Here is a 24,007-nt window from a genome sequence, read left to right as displayed (position 1 = left end):
ACGTCGACGATCGCCCGGCCGACCACGCGAAGATCGATCGTGACGGTAATCGATCAAGTTCAGGCTGTCAACGACACCGCCCGGCAACACCGTGAGCAGGCAATACTCTCGCCCGGTCGACACCATCGGGGGCCGGGGTGCCGCAATCGCATTTCTTGCCGTCGCTCGGGAATTGGCCGAACGTGTTGCCTCAGGCACCGAACGCATCAACCGCCGACACGATCCGGGGATCGGCGGCCGAAGATCGCCGGTGCCATGATGGGCCAGGTTCCCCATCGAGGAATCCTGATCTTTTCCATCACCCGGCCGATCCGGGCGCGGTTTGCCGTGCCCGGACGACGCCCACCCGGCGGCTGGGAATGACGAAGGCGGAGGCGATGACCGACGTCCTGCGGACCCGGCGACCGGCCCGACCGGCGCGGCCCGAGCCCGACCACACCGCGCCGGCCACCGCCGCTCAGCGCCAGATGTGGCAGTTGGACCGACTCGACCCGGGATCGGCCGGCTACCTGGTGCCGTTGGCCTACCGGCTGCACGGCCCGCTCGACGTGCCGGCGCTGTCCGCGACGCTCGACGATCTGGTGACCCGGCACGCCGCGCTGCGCACCACCCTCGCGCCCGGGCACGGCGACGGCGACGACGCCCGTCTGGTCCAGGTGGTCCACGAGTCGCGCCCGGGGCTGCTGCGGCTGCACGACCTCAGTGGCCTGCCGAGCTGGCAGCGCGACCGGGAGGTGCGGGCCCGACTCCGGGCCGCCGCCCGCGAACCTCTCGACCTGCGACGCGGGCCGGTGCTGCGGGCCGATCTGCTGCGGTGCTCGCCGGAGGAGCACCTGCTCCTGCTGACGTTCCACCACGTCGCGATCGACGAGTGGTCGCTGGGCATCCTGACCGAGGAGTGGGAACGGCTCTACGCGGCCCACCGTGCCGGGCGGCCGGCCGTGCTCGATCCGGTGGCCGGCGACTGCCGCGACCACGCGATCCGGCAACGGGACTGGCTCGCCGGGGCGGAGTCCGCAGCCCAGCTCGACTACTGGCGGGAACAGCTCGCGGGCGCGCCGGCGGCGCTCGACCTGCCCACCCGGGGTCCGCGCCCGGCGGTGCCGTCCGCCGCCGGCGCCACCCTCACGGTGCCGCTGGAGATACCCGCCGAGGAGCTGGCCGCGTTCTGCCGGCGGGCCCCGGTGTCGCCGTACATGGTGCTGCTGGCGGTGCTGCACGTGCTGCTGGCCCGGTGGACCGGCCAGCGTGACGTGGTGGTGGGCACGCCGGTGGCGGGCCGACGCGGTCCGGAGACGCGGCAGCTCGTCGGCCTGCTGCTCAACACCGTCGCGATCCGGGCCCGACTGGACGACGACCCGTCCTTCGACATGCTGCTGGACCGGGTGCGCGGCGCGGTGCTCGACGCCCTGAGCCGGGAGGAGCTTCCCTTCTCGACCGTGCTGGAGACGGTACGCCCGGCCCGGCGGGCCGGGTTCAGCCCGCTGTTCCAGGTGATGTTCGTGTACGGGCGCGAGACCGCCCCGCCCCGCCTGGACGGCCTCCAGGTGCGCGCCGTGGAGGTGCCGGTCGACACCGCGAAGTTCGACCTCACGGTCGCCGTCCGGGAGAACGACAGTGGTCTCCGGACCGTGCTGGAGTACCGCACCGACCTGTTCGACGCCGACACGATGACCCGCCTCGCCGGGCACTTCCAGCGGCTGCTGGCGTCGCTGCTGGCCGATCCGGGCGCGCCGGTCGGCTCGGCGGCGATGCTCACCGCCGCCGAGCACCGGCGGCTGGTCGCCGAGTGGAACCGCACCGCCACGCCGGCCGAGCCGGACGAGCTGGTCCACGTGCTGATCGAGGAGCAGGCCCGGCGTACCCCCGACGGGGTGGCGGTGACCGACGACGTGGCCGCGCTGAGCTACCGGGAGTTGCAGGCCCGGGCCGAGGCGCTGGCGGAGACGCTGCGCGCACGCGGGGTCGGCGTCGGCGCCCTGGTCGGGGTGCTGCTGCCCCGCACGGTCGGTTTCACCGTGGCGGTGCTGGCGGTGCTGCGCGCCGGCGCGGCCTACGTCCCGATGGACCCGGCGAACCCGCCGGCCCGGCTGCGGCACCTGATCGACGACACCGCCGCCCGGGTCGTGCTCACCTGCGCCGAGCTGGCGCACCTGGTCCCCGGGGACGCGGCGCTGCTGGTGCCGGGGCCGGAGAGCCCGGCGACGGTGGTGGAGCCGGCGCGCGGCGGCGGGCCGCGCCGACGGCCGCGACGACGGCCCGCGCCCGCCGGGGACGACCTGGCGTACGTCATCCACACGTCCGGCTCGACCGGCCGCCCGAAGGGCGTGATGGTCACCCACCGGGGGGTGTCCAACTACGTGCGCTGGGCCGTCCAGTCCTATCGGCTGCGCGCCGGTGACGTGGTCCCGCTGCACTCGTCGGTCGGGTTCGACCTGACCGTGACGAGCCTGCTGGTGCCGCTGGCCGCCGGCGCGACCGTCCGGATGATCGGCGCGCACCTCGGCCCGGCCGCGCTGGGCGAGGCGCTCCGCGACACCGCCGCCCCGTTCGGCCTCGTCAAGATCACCCCGGCCCAGTTGGAGCTGGTCACGCACCAGCTCCGCCCGGACGAGTTGGCCGGGCGGACCCGGTGCTTCGTGATCGGCGGCGAGAACCTGCGTGCCGACCAGGTCGCGCCGTGGCGGGCGCACGCGCCGGAGACCGCGCTCGTCAACGAGTACGGCCCGACCGAGACCGTGGTCGGCTGCGCCGCGTACGAGGTGGATCCGGACACCCCGGCCGGCGGTTCGGTGCCGATCGGCCGGCCGATCGCCAACACCGCGCTGTACCTGCTCGACACGTGGGGCAACCCGGTGCCGGTGGGCGTGGTCGGCGAGCTGTACGTCGGCGGCGCCGGGGTGGCGCGCGGCTACCTGGGGCAGCCGGACCGCACCGCCGAGCGGTTCCGGCCCGACCCGTTCTCCGGCGTCCCCGGCGCGCGCCTGTACCGCACCGGAGACCTGGCGCGTCGCCGGCCGGACGGGATCCTGGAATACCTGGGCCGCACCGACCGGCAGGTCAAGCTGCACGGCTACCGGATCGAGTGCGGCGAGATCGAGGCGGCGATCCGACGGCACCGGCCGGGCGCCGACGTGACCGTCCACCTGCGCCACGACGACCCGGCCGACCCGCGCCTGGTGGCCTACCTGGCCGGCGACGGGGCGGACCCGGCGGGGCTGGCCGCCACGCTCGCCGCCGAACTGCCGTCCTGGCTGGTGCCGGCCGCGTTCGTCCGGCTCGACGCGCTGCCGCTGACCGGCAACGGCAAGCTCGACCCGGACGCGCTGCCCGCGCCCGGTCCGGCCGCCGTCCGCGTCACCGGGCCGGACGACGCCACCGGGAGGTCCGCCGCGCCGGGCAGCGCCGACAGCGCCACGCCCGTCCCCGCCCGGCCCGGCGGCACGACGACGGCGGCGCCGGACCGGTGGGACGCCGACCGGGTACGCCTTCAGCGGCTCGTCGCCGACGTGTGGCGCGAGGTGCTCGGCGTGGACGAGGTCGGCCCCCGGGACAGCTTCTTCGACCTCGGCGGGCACTCGATGCGGCTGCTGGCCGTGCTCGACCGGCTCCGCGCCCGCCTCGGTGACGTGCTGACCGCCACCGACCTGTTCCGCCATCCCACGCCCGAGTCGCTGGCCGCGTACCTCGTCGGGGTCACGACGACCGGCGCGGACCCGCAGCCGGCGACGCAGGCCCCGCCCGTCACGCCGCCGGCCGCGGGCGCGGGTCCGGCCGACGGCCCGGTCGCCGTGGTGGGCATGGCCTGCCGGTTCCCGGGCGCCCGCACGGTAGACGAGTTCTGGGCGAACATCCGTGACGGGGTGGAGTCGGTCCGCGAGTTCACCGTCGAGGAGATGCTCGCCGACGGCGCCGACCCGGCCCGCGTCGACGACCCGGCGTACGTGCGCGCCGGCACGTACCTGCCGGGCATCGACGAGTTCGACGCGGCCTTCTTCGGCTTCACCCCGCGCGAGGCGGAGACGCTGGACCCGCAGCACCGGCTGCTGCTGGAGTGCGCCTGGCACGCGCTCGAACACGCCGGTCACGACCCGTCCCGCCACCGGGGCCGGGTCGGCCTGTTCGCCGGTTCGGGCCGCAGCTCCTACCTGCTCGACCACCTCAACGGCCACCCGGAGCTGACCGGCGGGCTCAGCGAACATCAGATCTCGCTCGGCAACGACAAGGACTTCCTGCTCAGCCGCGTCGCCTACCAGCTCGACCTGACCGGCCCCGCGGTCACCGTGGCCACCGCCTGTTCGACCTCGCTGGTGGCCGTGCACCTGGGCCGGCAGAGCCTGCTCACCGGCGAGTCCGACGTGGTGCTCGCCGGCGGCGTCAGCGTCTTCCCCGCCCAGCGGCGCGGGTATCTCTGGCACGACGGGGGCATCTACTCCCCCGACGGGCACTGCCGGCCGTTCAGCGCCGACGCGCGCGGCAGCATCGAGTCCAGCGGCGTGGGCGTGGTCGTGCTCAAGCGGTTGGCCGACGCGCTCGCCGACGGCGACACGGTCTACGCGGTGATCCGCGGCTCGGCGATCAACAACGACGGGGCGCGTCGCACCGGCTACACCGCGCCCGGCGTCGCCGGGCAGGTCGAGGTGATCAGCCGGGCGCTGGCCACAGCCGGGGTGAGCCCGCGCTCGGTGGGCTACGTGGAGGCGCACGGCACCGGCACCACCCTCGGCGACCCGATCGAGGTGGCCGCGCTGACCGAGGCGTTCCGGCGCGGCACCGACGCGCGGGGCTTCTGCGCGCTCGGCTCGGTCAAGGCCAACATCGGGCACACCGACGCGGCGGCCGGCGTGGCCGGTCTGATCAAGACCGTGATGGCGCTGTGGACGCGGACCCTGCCGCCGACCATCAACGTGGACCGGCCGCACCCGGCGATCGACGTCACGACCGGCCCGTTCCGGCTCGACCGCGTCGGCGGCCCGTGGGCGGCCGACGGTCCGCGCCGGGCCGGGGTCAGCTCGTTCGGCATGGGCGGCACGAACGCGCACGTGGTGCTGGAGGAGCCGCCGGCGACGCCGGCCCGACCACCGGTCCCGGCCGCGCCGGGGCCGCGGCTGCTGGTGGTGTCGGCGCGTACCCCGGCCGCGCTGGAGCGCACCACCCGGCAGCTCCGCGACCACCTCGACGCCCACCCGGAGGTGGCGCTCGCGGACGTCGCGGCGGCGCTGGGCCGCCGGCAGCCGATGACCCACCGGCGGTACGTGGTGGCGGCGGACCGCGCCGACGCGGTGTCCGCCCTGGACACCCCGGCGCGGCGGTTCACCGGCAGCCACCCGGGCGGCCGGCGGACGCTCGCGTTCGCCTTCCCCGGGCACGGCGCCCAGCACGTGGCGATGGGGGCCGGACTCCGCCGGACCGAGCCGACCTACCGCGCCGTGGTGGACGAGTGCGCCGACCTGCTCGGCGCCGACCTGGGCCGGGACCTGCGCGAGGTGCTCGACCCGCCGCCGGGCGGGCACGCGGCGGCACAGCGGTTGCTCGACCGGCCCGCGCTGGTGCAGCCCGCGCTCTTCGTCACCGGGTACGCGCTGGCCCGTACGCTGCTGGCCCGGGGCGTCACCGCGGACCTGATGGTCGGCCACAGCCTCGGCGAGTACGTGGCCGCCTGCCTGGCCGGCGTCTTCTCCCTCGCCGACGCGCTGCGCCTGGTGCGGGCGCGCGGCGAGCTGGTGGAGCGGACCCCGGCCGGAGCGATGCTCGCGGTGGGGCTGCCCGAGGCGGCGGTGACCGGGCTGCTCGACGACGGGCTGTCGCTGGCCGCGGTGAACGCCCCGGAGCTGTGCGTGGTCTCCGGCGACCCGGCGGCGGTCGGGCGGCTGCGGGACCGGTTGGCCGCCGACGGCGTCGACTGCCGGCCGCTGCGGGTGGCCCGCGGCTACCACTCCGCGCTGCTCGATCCGATCCTGGACGAGTTCGCCGCGCACGCCGCCGCCGTCGACTACGCCGAACCCGAACGCCCCTACCTGAGCAACCTGACCGGCGGTCCGGTCACCCCGGGCCTGGTCACCGATCCGGCGTACTGGGTGCGGCACCTGCGGGAGCCGGTCCGCTTCGCCGAGTCGGCCGCGCTCCTCGCCGAGCAGGAGGCGGCAGTGGTCGAGCTGGGCCCCGGGCACGCGCTCGGCGGCCTGGCCCGGCTCGCCGGGCTGCGCCCGGCGCACGCGGTGGCGGCGATGCGGCATCCCCGCGCCGACGCCGACGACCTGACGACGCTGCTCGACGCCGTGGGCCGGCTCTGGCTGGCCGGCGTCCCGGTCGACGTGGACCGCTTCCACAGCGACGGTGACCGCCGGGTGCCCCTGCCCGCCTACCCCTTCGCCCGACACCGCCACTGGATCGCCCCCGCCCGCCCCTCACCCGCCGGGGCCTCTTTCCCGGAAAGCGTGGCTATTCCTGGCGAGATGGCCACGCTTTCCGGGAATCAGCGCGCGGCGGACGGGGGGAATCGGCCGGCGTTGGGGAGTGCCTTCGTGGCGCCGGACGGGGCGGCGCAGGAAGTGGTGGCGGAGGTCTGGGCGGAACTGCTCGGCATCCGGCCGATCGGCGCGCACGACGACTTCTTCGAACTGGGCGGGCACTCGCTGCTCGCCACCCAGGTGGTGGTGCGGCTGCGCGCCCGCCTCGGCGTGGCGGTGCCGATGGAGACGGTCTTCGCCCGGCCCACCGTCGCGGCGCTGGCGGCGGCGCTGCCCGTACCGGTCGACGGCTGGCCGACGGCCCGGCCCGCGGCGGACAGCCACGACGCGGCGACCCGGCCAGCGGTCGTCGCCCCGGACGCGGCGAACGGGGAGCGCATCGCGCGCGCCGCGCCGGACGCCGGCCCGGCGCCGCTCTCCTCCGGGCAGCACCGCCTGTGGTTCCTCGACCAGGCGTACGCGCAGAACGCCTACACCGTCGGCACCACGCTGCTGCTCGACGGCACGCTCGATGAGGACGCGCTGCGCGCCGCGCTGGCCGGGCTGGTGCGGCGGCACGAGGCGCTGCGTACCGTGTTCCCGCTCGGCCCCGACGGCGACCCGGTGCAGCGGGTGCTCCCGGCCGGGCCGGTGGAGCTGCCGGTGCGGTGCGCCCCGGCCGACCCGGACCCGGACGCGCCGCCGAGCATCGTCGAGCCGGCGGTGGCCGGCGCGCTGCCCGGATGGGTGCACGCCGCCCTCGCCGCCGACGTGCGACGCCCGTTCGACCTGGCCGCCGGGCCGCTGTTCCGGGCCGTGCTGCTGCGCGTCGCCGACGACCGGCACGTGCTCTCGCTGACCATGCACCACGCCGTCTCCGACGGCTGGTCGCTCGGCGTGGTGGCCCGCGAGGTGGCCACCCTCTACGCCGCCGCGCGGGAGGGACGCGCCAACCCGCTGCCCGAGCTGGCCGTCCAGTACGGCGACTACGCGCGCTGGCAGCGCGGCCGGCTGGCCGACCCGGACCACCCGGACCTGGCGTACTGGCGGGGGCAACTCGCCGGAGTGCCGGCCGCCCTGGAACTCCCCACCGACCGGCCGCGCCCACCGGTGCAGACGTTCGACGGGGCGGTCCGCACGCTGGTCCTGTCCCGACCGGCCGCCGACGCGCTGCGCCGGTTCAGCCAGGAGCACGGCGCCACGCTGGCCATGACGTTGCTGGCCGCGTGGCAGACGTTGCTCTTCCGCTGGAGCGGCCAGCGGGACGTCTGCGTCGGCACCCCGGTCGCCGGCCGGGTCCGCGCCGAACTGGAACCGATGGTCGGCTTCTTCGTCACCATGCTGCCGATGCGGACCGTGCTGGACGGCGACTGGACGTTCACCGAGCTGCTCGGTCGGGTCCGGCGCACCGCGCTGGACGCCTACGACCACCAGGAGGTGCCGTTCGAGCGGCTGGTGGACCTGGTCGACGCGCCCCGCGACCTGAGCCGCAACCCCCTGTTCCAGGTGATGTTCAACCTGCTCAACGTGCCCGAGCAGCGGGACGTGGACGCGGCCGGGGTGCGGATGACCCCGTTCGCGGTCGAGCCGGGCATCGCCCAGCAGGACCTGGCGCTGTACGCGTACGAGGTGGCCGAGGGGCTGCGGTTCCGGCTGGAATACAACACCGCGCTGTTCGACCCGACGACCGCCGAGCGGATGGTCGGCCACCTGGAGACCCTGCTCGCCGCCGCGGTCGCCGACCCGGGCGTCCGGCTGGCGGCGCTGCCGCTGCTCACCGCCGCCGAGCGGGCGCGGCTCGCCGAGTGGAACGACACCGCCACGCCGGCCGGCTGGGACACCCCGCCGGGCCGGTCGCCGACGCTCGTCGACCTCTTCGCCCACCGGGTGGCGGCGGACCCCGACCGGCCGGCGGTCACGTTCGGCCCGACCACACTCGACTACGCCACCCTCGACGCCCGCGCCAACCGGCTCGCCCACCGGCTGCGCCGCGCCGGCGTCGGCCCGGACGTGCCGGTCGCGGTCTGCCTGCCCCGCTCGCCCGAGCTGCCGGTCGCGCTGCTCGGCGTGCTCAAGGCCGGCGGCGCGTACGTGCCGGTGGACCCGGAGTACCCGGTGGAGCGGCAGCGCTACGTGCTGGCGCACAGCGGCGCGCCGGTGCTGGTCACCGATCCGGGCCTGGTCGACCGGTTCGCCGACTTCGACGGCACGGTGACGGCGCCGGATGCGCCCGGGGAGCCGGACACCGCGCCCCCGCCGTCGGTCGGGCCGGACCACCTGGCGTACCTGATCTACACCTCCGGCTCGACCGGCCGCCCCAAGGGCGTCCGGGCCACCCACGGCGCGGTGGTCAACACGCTCGCCGCGATGCGCGACCGCCCCGGCCTGACCCGCGACGGCACCATGCTGGCGATGGCCAGCTTCGCCTTCGACATGTCCGTGCCGGAGCTGTTCCTGCCGCTCGTGGTCGGCGCCCGGATGCTGCTGGTGGACCGCGACGTCGCCTACGATGCGCCCCGGCTGGCCGCGCTGCTCGCCGCCGAGCGGGTCACCCTGGCCCAGGGCACGCCGACGACCTGGCGGCTGCTGATCGAGTCCGGCTGGACCGGCACGCCCGGGCTGACCGCGGTCTGCGGCGGCGAGGCGGTGCCCGCGCCGCTGGCCCGGCAACTGGCCGACCGGGTGGACGCGCTGTGGAACCTCTACGGCCCGACGGAGGCCGCCGTCTGGGCGACCATGGACCGGATCACCCCGGACGAGAGCCGGCCCACGATCGGCCGGCCGATCGGCAACATGCGGGCGCACGTGCTCGACGCGACGTCGCACCCGGTCCCGGTCGGCGTGCCCGGCGAGATCCACCTGGGCGGGCCGGGGCTGGCCCGGGACTACCACGGCGACCCGGCGCTGACCGCCGCGCGTTTCGTGCCCGACCCGGACGGCGGTGGCCGGCTCTACCGCACCGGCGACCTCGGCCGCCGCCTCGCTGACGGCCGGATCGAGTTCCTCGGGCGGGGCGACTCGCAGGTGAAGGTGCGCGGGTTCCGGATCGAGCTGGGCGAGATCGAGTCGGTGCTGCGCCGGCACGACGCGGTCCGCGACGCCGCCGTGGTGGTCCGCGAGGACGCGGGCGAGAAGACCGTGGTGGCCTACCTGACCCTGGCCGGCGGGCCCGAGCCCGACGCCGGGAGCGAGCTGACCGCCGACTTCACCGCCGACCCGGCGCCGTGGCGGGCGTACGTCCGGACCTGGCTGCCGGACTACATGGTGCCGTCGGCGTTCGTGCCGCTGTCCCGGATGCCGCTCAACGCCAACGGCAAGGTCGACCGGGCCGCCCTGCCCGCGCCCCGCCGCGACCGCGCCGCGGCCGGCGCCGGCGAGCCGGACACCCCGCTGCGGGCGGCGCTGGCCCGACGCTGGGCGGAGGTGCTCGGCTATGACCGGGTCGGCATCGACGACGACTTCTTCGACCTGGGCGGCGACTCGTTCCGGGCGATCAAGGCGCTGGCCGGCAGCGACCCGGCGATCAGCGTGCTCGACCTGTTCCGCCACCCGACCATCCGGGCGCTGACCGCGCACCTGGACGCCACCGGCGGCTCCGCCGGGAAGCTGCTGCACGAGCTGACCCCGGCCCGGCCGGGCGCACCGACCACGCTGACGCTGCTCTGCGTACCGTTCGGCGGCGGCTCCGCGATCACCTTCCAGCCGCTCGCGGACGCCCTGCCGGCCGGGGTGTCGCTCTACGCGCTGGAACGCCCCGGGCACGACCTGAACCGCCCGGACGAGCCGATGCTCGACCTGGACGAGCTGGTCGACCGCTGCGTGGCCGAGGTGGTCGAGCAGATCACCGGCCCGGTGGCGGTGTACGGGCACTGCGTGGGCGGCGCGGAGGCGGTGGAACTGGCCCGCCGGCTGGAGGCGGCCGGCGTCGACGTCACCGGCGTGGTGATCGGCGCGCACTTCCCCGCGCCCCGGCTGCCCGGCCGGGTGTTCGGCTGGCTGCGCCGGTGGTTCCCGGTGGAACGCTGGGCGTCGAAGCGGCGGACCCTGGAGTCGCTGCGCGCGATGGGCTTCTTCACCGAGGTCTTCGACGCCGCCGAGAAGGACTTCGTGATGCGGGTGGTCCTGGCCGACGCGGCCCGGGGCGAGGACTACTACACCGACGTCTACGCCGAGGGGCTGCCGCGCAAGCTGTCCGCGCCGCTGGTGTGCGTGGTGGGCGGCGGCGACCGGGCCACCGAGCTGTACCAGGAGCGCTACCTGGAGTGGGAGTTCTTCGCCGACCGGGTGTCGCTGGAGGTGATCGACGGCGCGGGCCACTACTTCGCCAAGCACCAGCCGGCCGAGCTGGCCGGGATCATTCTCCGGCACTGCGCCGCCGCGCCGGACGGCACCGCCGCCGGATCCGCGCCGGCGGACGCCGACCGGGCCGCGGCCGTGCCCCTGCCGGCGGACGCGGACCGGACCGCCGCGCGGACCTCGCCCGCCGGGGACGTCGCGACGCGGCGCCGGGCGACGCCCAGCCTGGCGGTGTTCTACCTGGTCGCGATCGGTCAACTGGTCTCGCTGATCGGCAGTGGGCTGACCGCGTTCGGGATGGGGCTGTGGGTCTACCAGCGCACCGGCTCGGTGTCGCTGTTCGCCACCGCCACCGTGCTGGCGCTGCTGCCGGCCGTGGTGCTGTCACCGATCGCCGGCGCGCTGGCCGACCGGTGGGACCGACGGCGGATCATGGTGCTCGCCGACTGCCTGGCCGCCACCGGCACGGTGAGCCTGGCGTTGCTGCTCTGGCTCGGTCAGCTCCACCTCTGGCACATCCTCACCGCGATCACCGTCACGGCCGTGGCCACCGCGTTCCAGCAACCCGCCTACCAGGCGGCGGTCACCCAGCTCGTGCCGAAGCGCTACTACGGGCGGGCCAACGGCATCGTCTCGCTCGGCACCGCCACCAGCACCGTGCTGGCCCCGCTCGTCGGCGGCGCGCTGGTGCTCGCGGTCGGACTGCGCGGGATCGTGGTGATCGACCTGGTCACGTTCGCGGTGGCGGTCACCGTGACGCTGTCGGTCCGCTTCCCGGACACGCTGTTCGTACGGCGGGAGGAACCGTTCCGGCGTGAGGTGCTGGGCGGCTGGCGGTTCATCGTCCGGCGGCACGGGCTGGTCGCCCTGGTCGTCCTGGTCGCGTCGCTGAACTACTTCTTCGCCATGGTCGAGGTGCTTGTCACCCCGCTCACGCTCTCCTTCGGCGACCCGGCGGTGCTCGGCCGGGTGCTCGCCGCCAGCGGCGTCGGCATGGTCGTCGGGTCGGTGCTGATGGGCGTCTGGGGCGGCACCGCCCGGCGGACCACGGGCATCCTGGCCAGCGTCGTGCTGCTCGGCGTCTCGCTGCTCACCGTCGGGCTGCGGCCGGACCCGCTGTTCCCGGCGCTCGGCCTGTTCGGCATGGGCCTGGCCACCGCGCTGGTGAACACGCACTGGCTGGCCATCGTGCAGGCCAAGGTGGGGCTGGAACTCCAGGGCCGGGTGCTCGCCATGGCGCAGATGCTGTCCTGGCTGATGGTGCCCGCCGGTTTCCTCAGCGCCGGCCCGCTCGCCGAGCACGTGCTCGCGCCGCTGGCCCGGCCCGGCGGCCCGCTCGCCGGGCTGGTCGGCACCGGGCCGGGGCGCGGGATGGCGCTCGCCGCGATCCTGGCCGGGCTCTGCGCGCTGGCGCTCGCCGCCGGCGGCATCGCGTACCGGCGGATCCGGCGGCTGGAGGACGAGCTGCCGGACAACGACCCGGGCCGCGTCGTCCTGGCCGACAAGGACCGCATCCAGGAGGAGGCGGACCGCCGTCTCGCCGCCGTGGGTGGTGCCCGGTGAGCGCGCCCGCCCGGCCCGCCGGCCCGACCCGCCGCGCCGCCCGCCGACCCGGGGGCGGCACGGCCACCGTGGACTGCCTGCACCGGATGGTCGCCGCCCAGGCGGCGCGGACCCCGGACGGGGAGGCGGTCCGGCACGGCGACACCACGCTCACCTACCGGGACCTCGACCGGGCGGCGAACCGGATGGCCCGGGCGCTGCTCGCCGGTGGCGTCACGCGCGCCGACCGGGTCGGTGTCTGCCTGCCGCGTACGCCGGACCTGGTGGTCGCGCTACTCGCCGTGCTCAAGGCCGGCGCCGCGTACGTGCCGCTGGATCCGGCGTACCCGGCGGCCCGGGTGGCGTTCATGACCGCCGACTCGGGGGCGCGGCTGGTGCTGACCACCGCCGGCCTCGCCGAGGTGTTCACCGGCCCGACCGTGCTCGTGGACCGGCTCGACCCGGCCGGTGACGCCACCGACCCGGCGACGCCGGTCACGCCGGACGACCTGGCGTACGTCATCTACACCTCCGGCTCCACCGGACGTCCCAAGGGCGTGGCCATCGAGCACCGCTCGGCGTCGGTGCTGCTGCACTGGGTCCGGCAGACGTTCGACGACACCGAGCTGGGCGGGATGCTCGCCGCCACCTCGGTCTGCTTCGACCTGTCCGTCTTCGAGATCTTCGGGCCGCTCGCGTGGGGCGGGCGGGTGCTGCTCGTCGACGACGTGCTGGCGCTGGCGACGCCGGGCGCGGAACGGCTGCCGGTCACGCTCGTCAACACCGTCCCGGCGGCGATGGGCGAGCTGCTCACCGCCGGGGCGCTGCCGCCGGGCGTCCGCACGGTCTGCCTGGCCGGTGAGCCGCTCACCGCCGCGCTTGCCGCCCGGGTGTGGGCGCGTCCGCACGTGCGCCGGCTGTGCAACCTGTACGGGCCGTCCGAGGACACCACGTACTCGACCTGGGCCGAGGTGCCGCGCGACGGCGGTGACCCGCCGATCGGCCGTCCGCTGCCGGGCACCCGGGCGTACGTGCTCGACCCGGACGGCCGTCCGGTGCCGCCCGGCGAGGCCGGCGAGCTGTACCTGGCCGGCGCCGGGCTGGCCCGCGGCTACCTGGACCGGCCGGCGGAGACCGAGGCCCGCTTCCGGCCGGACCCGTTCCGGCCCGGCGAGCGGATGTACCGCACCGGTGACCGGGTCCGGCTGCGCCCGGACGGGCAACTGGCCTACCTGGGCCGGCTGGACGACCAGGTGAAGCTGCGCGGCTACCGGATCGAGCTGGGCGAGGTGGCCGCCCGGCTCGCCGCCCTGCCCGGCGTGCGGGAGGCGACCGCCGCCGTCCGGCCCGGCCCGAGCGGGGACCCGCTGCTTGTCGGCTACCTGGTCGGGGCACGACGCGACGACGTCCGGGCCCGGCTGGCCGAGGTGCTGCCGGCGCCGCTGGTCCCGGCGGCGGTGGTGTGGTTGGACCGGCTGCCGACGCTGCCGAACGGCAAGGTGGACCGCGCGGCCCTGCCCGCGCCGGCGTTCGGCTCCACCGCCGACTCCGGCGTCGACAACGGCGTCGACTCGCTCGGCGTGACCGGCGCGCTCGTGGCGGCGGTGTGGCGGGATCTGCTCGGCGTGCCGGTCACCGGCCCGGCCGACGACTTCCTCGCGCTCGGCGGCGACTCGCTGCTCGCCGTGCGCTGCGCCACCCGGCTGACCGCCGCCACCGGCCGCCGGGTCGACCCCGGCGACCTGTTCGCCCACCCCACCGTCGGCGCGCTCATCGAACACCTCGACGCCCCGTCCACACCGGACGCCACGCCCGCCACCGGGCCGGCGGCGGGCGGTGACGAGCCGGCGCCGCTGTCCGCGACGCAGCGGCGGTTCTGGTTCCTGCACCGGCTCGACCCGACCGACACGTCCTACCTGCTGGCGTTCGCGGTCCGCTTCGCCGCGCCGGTGGAGGCGGCGCGGCTGACCCGGGCGCTGCACCGGGTGGTCGACAGGCATCCCGCGCTGCGCACCGTCTTCCCCGCCGGCCCGCAGGGGCCGGTGCAGGTGGTCCGGCCGGACGCCCGGCCGCGTCTCGTCGTCGCGCCCCCCGAGCCGGGCATCCCGCTCGACACCCGCCTCGCCCGGCTGACCGCCGAGGCCACCGCGAGCCCGATGGACCTGGCGGCCGGGCCGCTGCTGCGCGCCCACCTGCTCTCCGACGGCGAGGGGCGGGCGGAGGCGCTGCTGCTGGTCGTGCACCACGCCGTCGCCGACGACTGGTCGTTCGGGGTGCTGGTGCGGGACCTCGCGGAAGCGTACGACGCCCCGGACGCGCCCCCCGGCGCTCCGGCGCCCGGCCCGGCCGTCTTCGCCGCCGCACAGCGCGCCTGGCTGGCCGGCCCCGCCGGCCAGCGCGCGGCGGCCGAGCTGCTACACGAGCTGCACGGCGCCCCCACCCTGCTGGAGGTAAGGAGGGGCCCCCGCTTAACGCATTCGGTAGAGGCGGGGGCCCCGCTTAACACGCCGGGCCGACGCGGTGCCGCGCTGCGGACCACCGTGGACCCGGCGACCGCCACGGCGGTACGGGAACTCGCCCGCGCCCGCCGGGTCAGCCTGCACATGGTCGGGCTGGCCGCGTTCGCCGCGCTGCTCGGCGCCGCCGCCAGCCGCGACGACCTGCTCGTCGGCGTCGCGTTCGCCGGGCGCACAAGCGTGGCCGCCGAACACAGCGTCGGCTGCCACGTCAACACGCTGCCGCTGCGACTGCGCCCGGCGCCGGACCGGACGTTCGCCGACCTGCTCGCCGAGGCGCGGCGGGTGACGCTGTTCGCCGCCGCCCGCCAGGACGTCCCGTTCGACCTGCTGGTGGAGCGGCTACGCCCGGTCCGGCGGCCGGACCGCAACCCGCTCGTCCAGGTCGCGTTCGGGGTGCAGAACGCCCCGCCGGCCCGGCACGTCAGCGTCGCCGGTGGTGAGTTCACCGGCGTCGAGCTGACCCCGGACGCGGCCCGCCTCGACCTGACGCTCTGGCTGGACGACCGGCGGGACGCGCTGGACGCGCTCTGGACCTACCGCACCGACCTGTTCGACCACCACACGGTGGTGGAGTGGCACCGCCGCCTCACCGCGCTGCTGCGCACCGCCGCCGCCGACCCCCGGCGCAGTCTCGCCGACTGCGTCGACACCGCTGGGAGTGAGAGATGACCGATCAGATCCGGGTCGCGCGGCCCGTCCCCCGCCGCGGCCGGGAACGGACCCTGGTGGACGTACGACCGGACTGGCCCGGCGGCCCGCTGCCGGCGCTGGTGCGCGCCACCGTGCCCGACGTGGACCTGGCCGGCTGGCTCGCCGGGCACCGCGACGAGGTGGACGAGCTGGCCCGCCGGGCCGGCGCGGTGCTGTTCCGCGGCTTCGCGGTGGCCGGCGCGGACGACTTCCGCACCGTGATGGCGGCGCTCTCCGGCGACGTGCTGTCCTACGGCGAGCGGTCCTCGCCGCGCAGCCGGGTCGCCGAGGGCGTCTACACCTCCACGGAGCACCCGGCCGACCAGCCGATCGTGCTGCACAACGAGCAGTCCTACACGGTCACCTGGCCGCTGCGCATCGTGTTCCACTGCGAGGTCGCCCCGGCCGCCGGAGGGCGTACGCCGCTCGCGGACAGCCGCCGGGTGCTGGCCCGGCTGCGCCCGGAGACGGTCGACGGGTTCGAGCGGCGGGGCGTGCTCTACCGGCGCAACTACCTGCCCGGCATCAGCCTGTCCTGGCAGACCGCGTTCCAGACCGACTCCCGCGCCGAGGTGGAGGCGTACTGCGGGCGCGCGATGATCGACGTGGAGTGGGTGGGCGAGACGCAGTTGCGCACCCGGCAGGTCCGCCCGGCGGTGCGGCGGCACCCGGTCACCGGGGAGCGCACCTGGTTCAACCACGCGTTGTTCTTCCACGTCACCTCGCTGCCGGCGGACGTGAGCGCCGGGCTGCGGGCCGCGCTGGCCGAGGAGGACCTGCCCTACCAGACCGCGTACGGCGACGGCACGCCCATCCCGGACGAGGTGCTGACCGAGCTGCGGGCCGCGTACGCCGCGGAGACCCGTTCCTTCGACTGGCGCGTCGGCGACGTGCTGCTGGTGGAGAACATGCTCGCCGCACACGCCCGGGAACCGTTCACCCCGCCCCGGCGGATCCTCACCGCGATGGCCGACCCGGTGGCCGCGCCCGAGCTGACCGGTGGTGCCGCATGAGCGCCCCGGGACCCCGCCGTCGCGCCGCCGGCGGCACCACCACCGAGCCGGTGACCCGCCGCACGCTCGGGCCGGACGACTTCGTGCTGCTCGTCGAGGCCGCCGTGCCCGACCTCGACCTGGCCGGTTGGCTCGCCGGGCGGCGGGCGGAGCTGCTGGCCGACCTGGACCGGCACGCCGCGGTGTTCTTCCGCGGCTTCGACGTGCGCAGCGCCGACGACTTCGGCCGGGCGGCCCGGACGGTCGGCCCGGAGCTGCTGGGCTACCTGGAGCGGGCGGCGCCCCGGCACGAGGTGGCCGACCGGGTCTTCACCTCCACCGAGTTCAACGCCGCCCAGTGGATTCCGCTGCACCACGAGATGTCGTACTCGCACAACTGGCCGACCCACCTCTTCTTCCACTGTGCGCAGCCGGCCACCGGCGAGGGCGGCGCGACCCCGCTCGCCGCCGAGCGGGTGATCACCCCGCTGATCCCGGCGGAGGTGCGGGAACGGTTCGGCCGCGACGGCGTCCGCTACGTGCGCAACTACGGCCCGCACCTGGACCTGCCCTGGCAGGAGGCGTTCCAGACCACCGACCGGGCGGAGGTGGAGGCGTACTGCGCCGCCTCGGCGACCGAGTTCACCTGGCTCGGTGACGACGGGCTGCGGACCGTGGCGCGGCGGCAGGCGACGGCCACGCATCCGCGTACCGGGGAGACGGTGTGGTTCAACCACGCGCACCTGTTCCACGTGTCGAACATGCCGCCCGAGGTGGCCGCCGCGCTGCTGCGCGAGTACGGCCCGGAGGGGCTGCCCCGCAACGCCTACCACGGCGACGGCGAGCCGATCCCCGACGAGGTGGTCGGCGGCATCCGTGCGCTGTACCGGCAGCACGCCCTCTCCGTGCCCTGGCGGCGCGGCGACGTGCTGGTGGTGGACAACTTCCTGGCCACCCACGGCCGGGAACCCTTCACCGGCGACCGGCAGATCCTGGTCGCCATGTCCGACCTCTATGTCAACCGGAGTGTGTGGTGAACGGATACCGTCTGTCCCCGGTCCAGCGGCTGGCCTGGGCCGGCAAGCAGGACCTGGTCCGGGCCCGGGTGCGGCTGGACCGGCCGCTCGACCGGGCCCGGTTGCAGGCCGCCGTCGACGCGGTGGTGGCCCGGCACGAGGCGCTGCGGCTGACCCTGGTGCACCATCCCGGCCTGCGGGTGCCGTTGCAGGACGTGGACGACGACCGTACCGTCACCGTCGGCGCGCAGGGCGAGCTGTCGGTGACGCTCACCGACGACGCGCTGGAGCTGGCCGCCACCCCGCTGATCGCCGACCCGGCGAGCCTGCGGCTGGTCCTGGCCGACCTGGCCCGGGCGTACGCGGACGACCTGCCGCCGGCCGACGAGGAGGCGTTGCAGTTCCTCGACGTCACCGAGTGGCAGGTGGAGGAGCGGGAGGCGGCCCCGGCGCCCGCGCCGGTCGCGCCGGCCGCCCGGCTGGTCGAGCCGCACGGCGACGACCCGGGCGCGGTGGTCACCGCCGCGCTGCCCGCCGCCGACCTGGCCGGGATCGCCGGTGCCGCCGGCTGCGCCGCCGAGACGGTGCTGCTGGCCGCCTGGGCGCTCGCGGTCGCCCGCCGGGCCGACGCGCCCGACGGGGCCGAGGACACGGATCTGGTGCTGGCCCGCTGGCACGACGGCCGGCGGGCCGAGGGCACCGCCGCCGTGGTCGGCCCGCTCGGCGGCTACGGCCCGCTCCGGCTGGCCCTGCCGCTGCCGGCCGGACCGGCCGAGCTGCTGGCCGCGGTACGCGCCGCCGAGGCGACCGCCGACGAGACGTTCCACCTGGTCGACCCGGTCGACGAGGCGACCGGCGCGGTCGCCGGGTTCGCGGTGCAGCCGGCGGTCGCACCGGACGCCCTCGCCCCGTGGGGCGCGGCGACCGCCGAGGTGCCCGTCCCGCCGCCGCCGACCGGCCCCCGGCTCACCGTGCTCACCAGCAGCGGCGACGGCGAGGTCACGCTCCGGGTCAGCGGCGGGCGGTGGTTGCTCGACTCGCTGGTGGCGGTGCTGCGCAGCCTGCCGGCCGCGCTCGCCGGGGACGCCCCGCTGGCGGTGCTCGGCGCCGGGGAGGCCGGCTGGCTGTCCGAGGCCGGCGGCGCGGCGGGCGCCGCGTCCACCCGTACCCTCGTCGACCTGCTCGACGCCGGCCTGGCCACGATGGACCCGCAGGCCCCGGCCGTGGTGGCGGCCGACGGCGCGTACTCCGCCGAGGAACTGGACCGGCGGGCCACGCGGGTGGCCGCGGCGCTGGCCGCGCGCGGCCTGGCCGGCGCGCCGGTGGGCGTGCTCGCGGCCCGTTCCCGGGACACGGTGGTGGCGTTTCTCGGCGTGCTGCGGGCCGGCGCGGTGTTCGTGCCGCTCGACCCGGACGCACCGGCGCCGCGCGTGGCCGCGCAGCTCCGCGCGGTCGGCGCGGACTGCGTGGTGGGCGTCGGCGGGCCGGCCACCGTGTCCGTCGAGGAGCTGGTCGCGGCCGGCGGCCCGCCGCCGCCCGCGCCGGCGCCGACCGACCCGGCGTACGTCATCTTCACCTCCGGCTCCACCGGCACGCCCCGACCGGTGCGGGTGTCGCACGCCGCCGCCGCGCACCTGGCCGGCGCGCTGGAGGCGACCGTGTACGCGGGGAGCCCGGCCGGCCTGCGGGTGGCCGTGAACGCGCCGCTGACCTTCGACGCCTCGGTGAAGCAGCTCGTGCAGCTCGCCCACGGGCGCGGCCTCTTCCTGGTGCCGGAGGACGCCCGCCGGGACGGCGCCGTGCTCGCCGCCACGCTGGCCGAGCACCGGGTGGACGTGCTCGACCTGACCCCGTCGCAGGCGCGCATCCTGCTCGCCGGGGCGGGCGACGCCCGGCTGCCCGGGCTGCTGCTGCTCGGCGGCGAAGCCGTCGGCGACGACCTGTGGACCGAGGTGGCGGCGCGGCCGGGCGTGCGCGCGGTGAACCTGTACGGCCCGACCGAGTGCACGGTGGACAGCACCGTCGCGGAGATCCGCGCCGGGGACCCGCCGACGATCGGCCGGCCGCTGCCGGGCGTGGCGGTGCGGGTGCTCGACGAGCGGCTGCGCCCGGTGCCGCCGGGTGTGGCCGGGGAGCTGTGTGTGGCCGGTCCGCAGCTCGCCGACGGCTATCCGGGCGACGAGGAGGCGACCGCCCGCCGGTTCGTGGAGCTGCCGCTGCCCGACGGCGGCGTCGAGCGGGTCTACCGCACCGGCGACCGGGTCCGCTTCGACGCCGAGCGGCGGCTGCGCTACCTGGGGCGGCTCGACGACCAGGTGAAGATCCACGGGTTCCGGGTGGAACCGGGTGAGGTCGCCGCCGTGCTGCGCGGCCACTCGGAGGTGGCCGACGCCGCCGTGGTCGCCCGCGACGACGACGGGTACGGCGACCGGCTGGTCGCCTACGTCCGGCCCCGCGCCGGCGCGTCGCTGGACCTGACCCGGGTGGCCGGGATCAACCCGCACGAGACCCGCTACCTGTACGACGAGATCTTCACCCAGCGGGTCTACCTGCGCGACGGGATCGTGCTGCGACCCGGCGCGACAGTGCTGGACGTGGGCGCGAACATCGGCATGTTCTCGCTCTTCGTGCACCAGGTCTGCCCGGACGCCACGATCCACGCGTTCGAGCCGGTCCCGGCCGTGGTGGAGGCGCTACGCCGCAACGTCGCCGAGTTCGGCGTGCCGGCCACGGTGCACGCGCACGGGCTGTCCCGGGAGCCGGGCGAGGTCTCGTTCACCTACTACCCGGGCTATTCGATGATGTCCGGCCACGCCGCGTACGCCGACCCGGACGCCGAGATCGGGGTGATCAAGCGGTACCTGGCCAACGAGCGGGACGCCGCGGCCGGTGCGGTCGCCGGCGAGCGGGACGTGCTGCTCGACCGGGCCGACGAGTTGCTCGCCGAGCGGTTCGCCGGCCGGGAGCTGACCGTGCCGGTCCGGCCGCTGTCGGCCGTGCTGGACGAGCTGGCGCCGGCCCGGATCGACCTGCTCAAGATCGACGTGCAGCGCGCCGAGGCGGACGTGCTGGCCGGGCTGGACGACCGGCACTGGCCACTCGTCGCGCAGGTGGCCATGGAGGTGCACGACGCTCCCGGCACCGCCACCGCCGGTCGGCTGGCCGAGCTGGTGGTGCTGCTGGAGGCGCGCGGCTTCACCGTGGTCACCCGCCAGGACGACCTGCTGGCCGGCACCGACCGGCACACCCTGCACGCGGTCCGCCCGGAGTACGCCGCCGCCCCCGGTGAGGTGATTGGCGGGGGCCCCGCCACAGCAGAATCCGATAACGGGGGCCCCCGCCTCACACTTCGGGAGTGGCTCGCGCAGCGGCTGCCGGCGCACCTGGTGCCGGCCGCGGTGGTGGTCCTCGACGAACTGCCGCTCACCCGCAACGGCAAGCTCGACCGGGCGGCGCTGCCCGCGCCACGGCCGGATCGGCCGGCCGGCGACCCGGCGGTGACGCCCGCCAACCGGGCCGAGGAGATCCTGGTCGAGGCGTGGCGGGAGGTGCTCGGCGTGGCCACGTTCGGCGTGACCGACAGCTTCTTCGCGCTCGGCGGCGACTCCATCCGCAGCATCCAGATGCAGGTCGCGGCGCAGAAGCGGGGGCTGTCGTTCCAGCTCAACGACATCTTCACGCACCAGACGATCCGGGACCTGGTGACGCACGGCCGGATCACGCTGGACGGCGTCACACCCGAGCCGGCCGCGCACGACGGGCGGTTCGCCATGGTCGACGCCGCCGACCGGGAGCTGCTGCCGGACGGGCTCGTCGACGCGTACCCGATGACCGCGCTCCAACTCGGCATGGTCTACCACGGTGAGCTGACCGGCGACCCGGCCGTCTACCACAACGTCACCGCGCACGAGGTGGCCGCGCCGCTCGACGCGGCGGCGCTGCGCCGGGCGCTGGCCGTCCTGGTGGACGCGCACCCGGTGCTGCGGACCGGCTTCGCGCTCGGCGCGTACGCCGAGCCGTTGCAGCTCGTCCACGCGCGGGTGCCGGTCGACCTGCCGGTGACGGACCTGACCGGCCTCGACGCGCCGGCCCGCCGGGCCCGGATCGACGCGCTCGTCGCCGAGGAGCGCCACCGCCCGTTCGACTGGACCCGGCCGCCGCTGCTGCGGCTGCACGCGGTCCGCACCGGCGGCGACGGGTTCACCCTGCTCGTCGCCGAGCACCACAGTGTCCTCGACGGCTGGAGCCTGCACCTGCTCCTGGCCGACCTGCTCGCCGGGTACGACCGGGAACGGGCCGGCACGCCCGCGGAGGCCGACGCCGGGCTGCCGTTCCGGGAGTACGTGGCGGCGGAGCGGGCGGCGCTCGCCGACCCGGCGACCCGGCGGTTCTGGCTGGACGGCCCCGGCGGCGCGCCGCCGCTGCTGGTCGGCGGCGCGCCGCCGAGGACCACCACCACCCAGCGGGTGCCGCTGCGGGACGGCACCACCGAACGGGTGGCCGGGCTCGCCCGCGACGCCGGGGTGCCGGTCAAGTCCTGGCTGTTCGCCGTGCACCTGCGGCTGATCGGCGAGCTGACCGGCCGGGACGAGGTGGTCAGCGGCCTGGTGGTCGGCGGGCGGCCGGAGGGCGAGGGCAGCGCCGCCACGCTCGGGCTGTTCCTCAACACGCTGCCGGTGCGCCTCACGCTGGGCGACCGGTCGGTGGCCGGGCTGGCCGCCGAGGCGTGGCGGGCCGAGCGGGAGCTGATGGGGCGCCACCGCTTCCCACTCGCCGAGATCGTCCGGGCGGGCGGCGCGGGTCCGCGCTTCGACCACTTCTTCAACTGGACCCACTTCCCGCCGCGCCCGGCCGGCGACGGCAGCCGCATCGTGGGCAGCCGGGGCGTCACCGTGGACGTGGCGTTCAGCCTCGCCGTCGACGCCGAGTTGGACGCCGGGCGGCTCGGGCTGATGGTCCAGTACGACCACCGGCACGTACCGGCCGACCGGGTGGACGCGCTCACCGACGGCTTCCGCCGGCTGCTGGCGGCGGACCCGGACGCGCCGCTGCCGCCGGTGGTCGCCGCGCCGCCGGCGGTCGCCGGGGACGCGCGCCAGCGGTGGGCGGACCGGGTGGCGGCGGCCTGGCAGGAGGTGCTGGGGACGGCGCCGCGTGATCCGGCGACCGGGTTCCTCGCCGCCGGCGGTGACTCGCTGCGCGCGCTGCGCCTGGTCACCGTGCTGCGCCAGCGCCACGGCAGCGACCTGACGCTGCCGGAGTTCAGCGCGCTCGGCAGCTATCGGGAGCTTGTCGACCGGGTGGCCCGCGGATGACCGGGTTCGGCACCGCCGCGGTGCACGGTGACGACGGCCTGGTCCCCGGCGGGGCGGTCGCGCCGCCGATCGTGCAGAGCGCCACGTTCAGCGCCGAGTCCGACGAGCGGTTCACCGCAATCGCCACCGAGGCGCGCGGCAGCGCGTTCTACACCAGGTACGGCAACCCGAACCACGCGCAGGTGGCCGCCGTGGTCGCCGCGCTCGAGGGCGCGGAGACCGGGCTGGTCACCGCGTCCGGGATGGGCGCGATCAGCACGGTCGCGTTGGCCCTGCTCGCCGCCGGCGACCACGTGGTGGTGCAGCGCAGCACGTACGGCGGCACCACCTCGCTGACCACCGGGCTGCTGGCGCGCTTCGGTGTCGCCTGCACCCAGGTCGACCAGACCGACGCGGAAGCGTTCACCCGCGCGCTGCGGCCGGAGACCCGGCTGGTGCTCGTGGAAACGCCGAGCAACCCGCTGCTGGAGCTGACCGACCTGGCCGCCGTCGTCGAGACGGCGCACGCGGCCGGCGCGCTCGTGGTGGTGGACAACACGTTCGCCACCCCGATCAACCAGCGCCCGCTGGCCGCCGGCGCGGACCTGGTCTGGCACAGCGGCACGAAGTTTCTCGGCGGGCACTCCGACGTGTCCGCCGGGGTGGTGGTCGGCGGCGCGGAGCTGATCGAACGGGTGTGGCGGACGGCGATCGTCACCGGCGCCACGCTCGGGCCGGTGGACGCCTGGCTGCTGCTGCGCGGCCTGCGGACGCTGTCGCTGCGGATGGAGCGGCACAACGCCAACGCGCTGGCCCTGGCCGAGGCGTTGGAGGGTCACCCGGCGGTGGCCCGGGTCCGCTATCCCGGGCTGCCCTCGCACCCGCAGCACGCGCTGGCCCGCCGGCAGATGACCGGGTTCGGTGGGGTGCTCGGCGTCGAGCTGGCCGCCGGGCGCGACGGCGCGGCGGCGCTGCTGGCCGGGCTGCGCCTGGCCAAGCGGGCGGCCAGCCTCGGCAGCGTCAGCACGCTTGTGGTGCACCCGCGCTCGATGTGGGCCGGGATCGTGGACGCCGAGCAGCTCGCCGCCGCCGGGATCGGCGCGGGCCTGGTGCGCGTCTCCACCGGCATCGAGGACACCGCCGACCTGGTGGCCGACTTCCTGGCCGCGCTTGAGGGGGCGCCGGCCTGACCCCGATCGCACGCTCCGC

6 protein-coding genes are annotated in these 24,007 nt (G+C 76.3%); all 6 read left to right on the top strand.

What is annotated here, in order from left to right:
* Nucleotides 1-377: 377 nt before the first annotated feature.
* From O7619_RS13595 to O7619_RS13570, 6 genes are read left to right on the top strand one after another with little or no spacing between them, the layout of a single operon-like run.
* Nucleotides 378-12,308, top strand: a complete 11,931-nt coding sequence (locus tag O7619_RS13595; protein ID WP_282288106.1) for a non-ribosomal peptide synthetase/type I polyketide synthase — start codon at nucleotides 378-380, stop codon at nucleotides 12,306-12,308.
* Nucleotides 12,305-15,475, top strand: a complete 3,171-nt coding sequence (locus O7619_RS13590) for an amino acid adenylation domain-containing protein (protein ID WP_282288103.1) — start codon at nucleotides 12,305-12,307, stop codon at nucleotides 15,473-15,475. The genes O7619_RS13595 and O7619_RS13590 overlap by 4 nt, the downstream gene beginning before the upstream one ends.
* A complete protein-coding gene (locus O7619_RS13585) occupies nucleotides 15,472-16,509 on the top strand; it encodes a TauD/TfdA family dioxygenase (RefSeq protein WP_282288102.1) in 1,038 nt (345 codons plus the stop codon). The genes O7619_RS13590 and O7619_RS13585 overlap by 4 nt, the downstream gene beginning before the upstream one ends.
* Nucleotides 16,506-17,525, top strand: coding sequence for a TauD/TfdA family dioxygenase (locus O7619_RS13580; RefSeq protein ID WP_282288100.1), 1,020 nt, complete (start codon nucleotides 16,506-16,508; stop codon nucleotides 17,523-17,525). Before O7619_RS13585 ends, O7619_RS13580 begins: the two co-directional genes overlap by 4 nt.
* A complete protein-coding gene (locus tag O7619_RS13575) occupies nucleotides 17,522-22,819 on the top strand; it encodes a non-ribosomal peptide synthetase (RefSeq protein ID WP_282288098.1) in 5,298 nt (1,765 codons plus the stop codon). Before O7619_RS13580 ends, O7619_RS13575 begins: the two co-directional genes overlap by 4 nt.
* Nucleotides 22,816-23,988 carry an aminotransferase class I/II-fold pyridoxal phosphate-dependent enzyme gene (locus tag O7619_RS13570; protein ID WP_282288096.1) on the top strand — a complete coding sequence of 391 codons (1,173 nt, stop codon included), beginning with the start codon at nucleotides 22,816-22,818 and terminating at the stop codon, nucleotides 23,986-23,988. Before O7619_RS13575 ends, O7619_RS13570 begins: the two co-directional genes overlap by 4 nt.
* The last annotated feature ends 19 nt before the right edge of the window (nucleotides 23,989-24,007 follow it).

Origin of the sequence: Micromonospora sp. WMMD998, from assembly GCF_029581235.1 — a bacterium.
GTDB lineage: Bacteria > Actinomycetota > Actinomycetes > Mycobacteriales > Micromonosporaceae > Micromonospora.
This window is presented reverse-complemented; position numbering and strand designations above follow the sequence as displayed.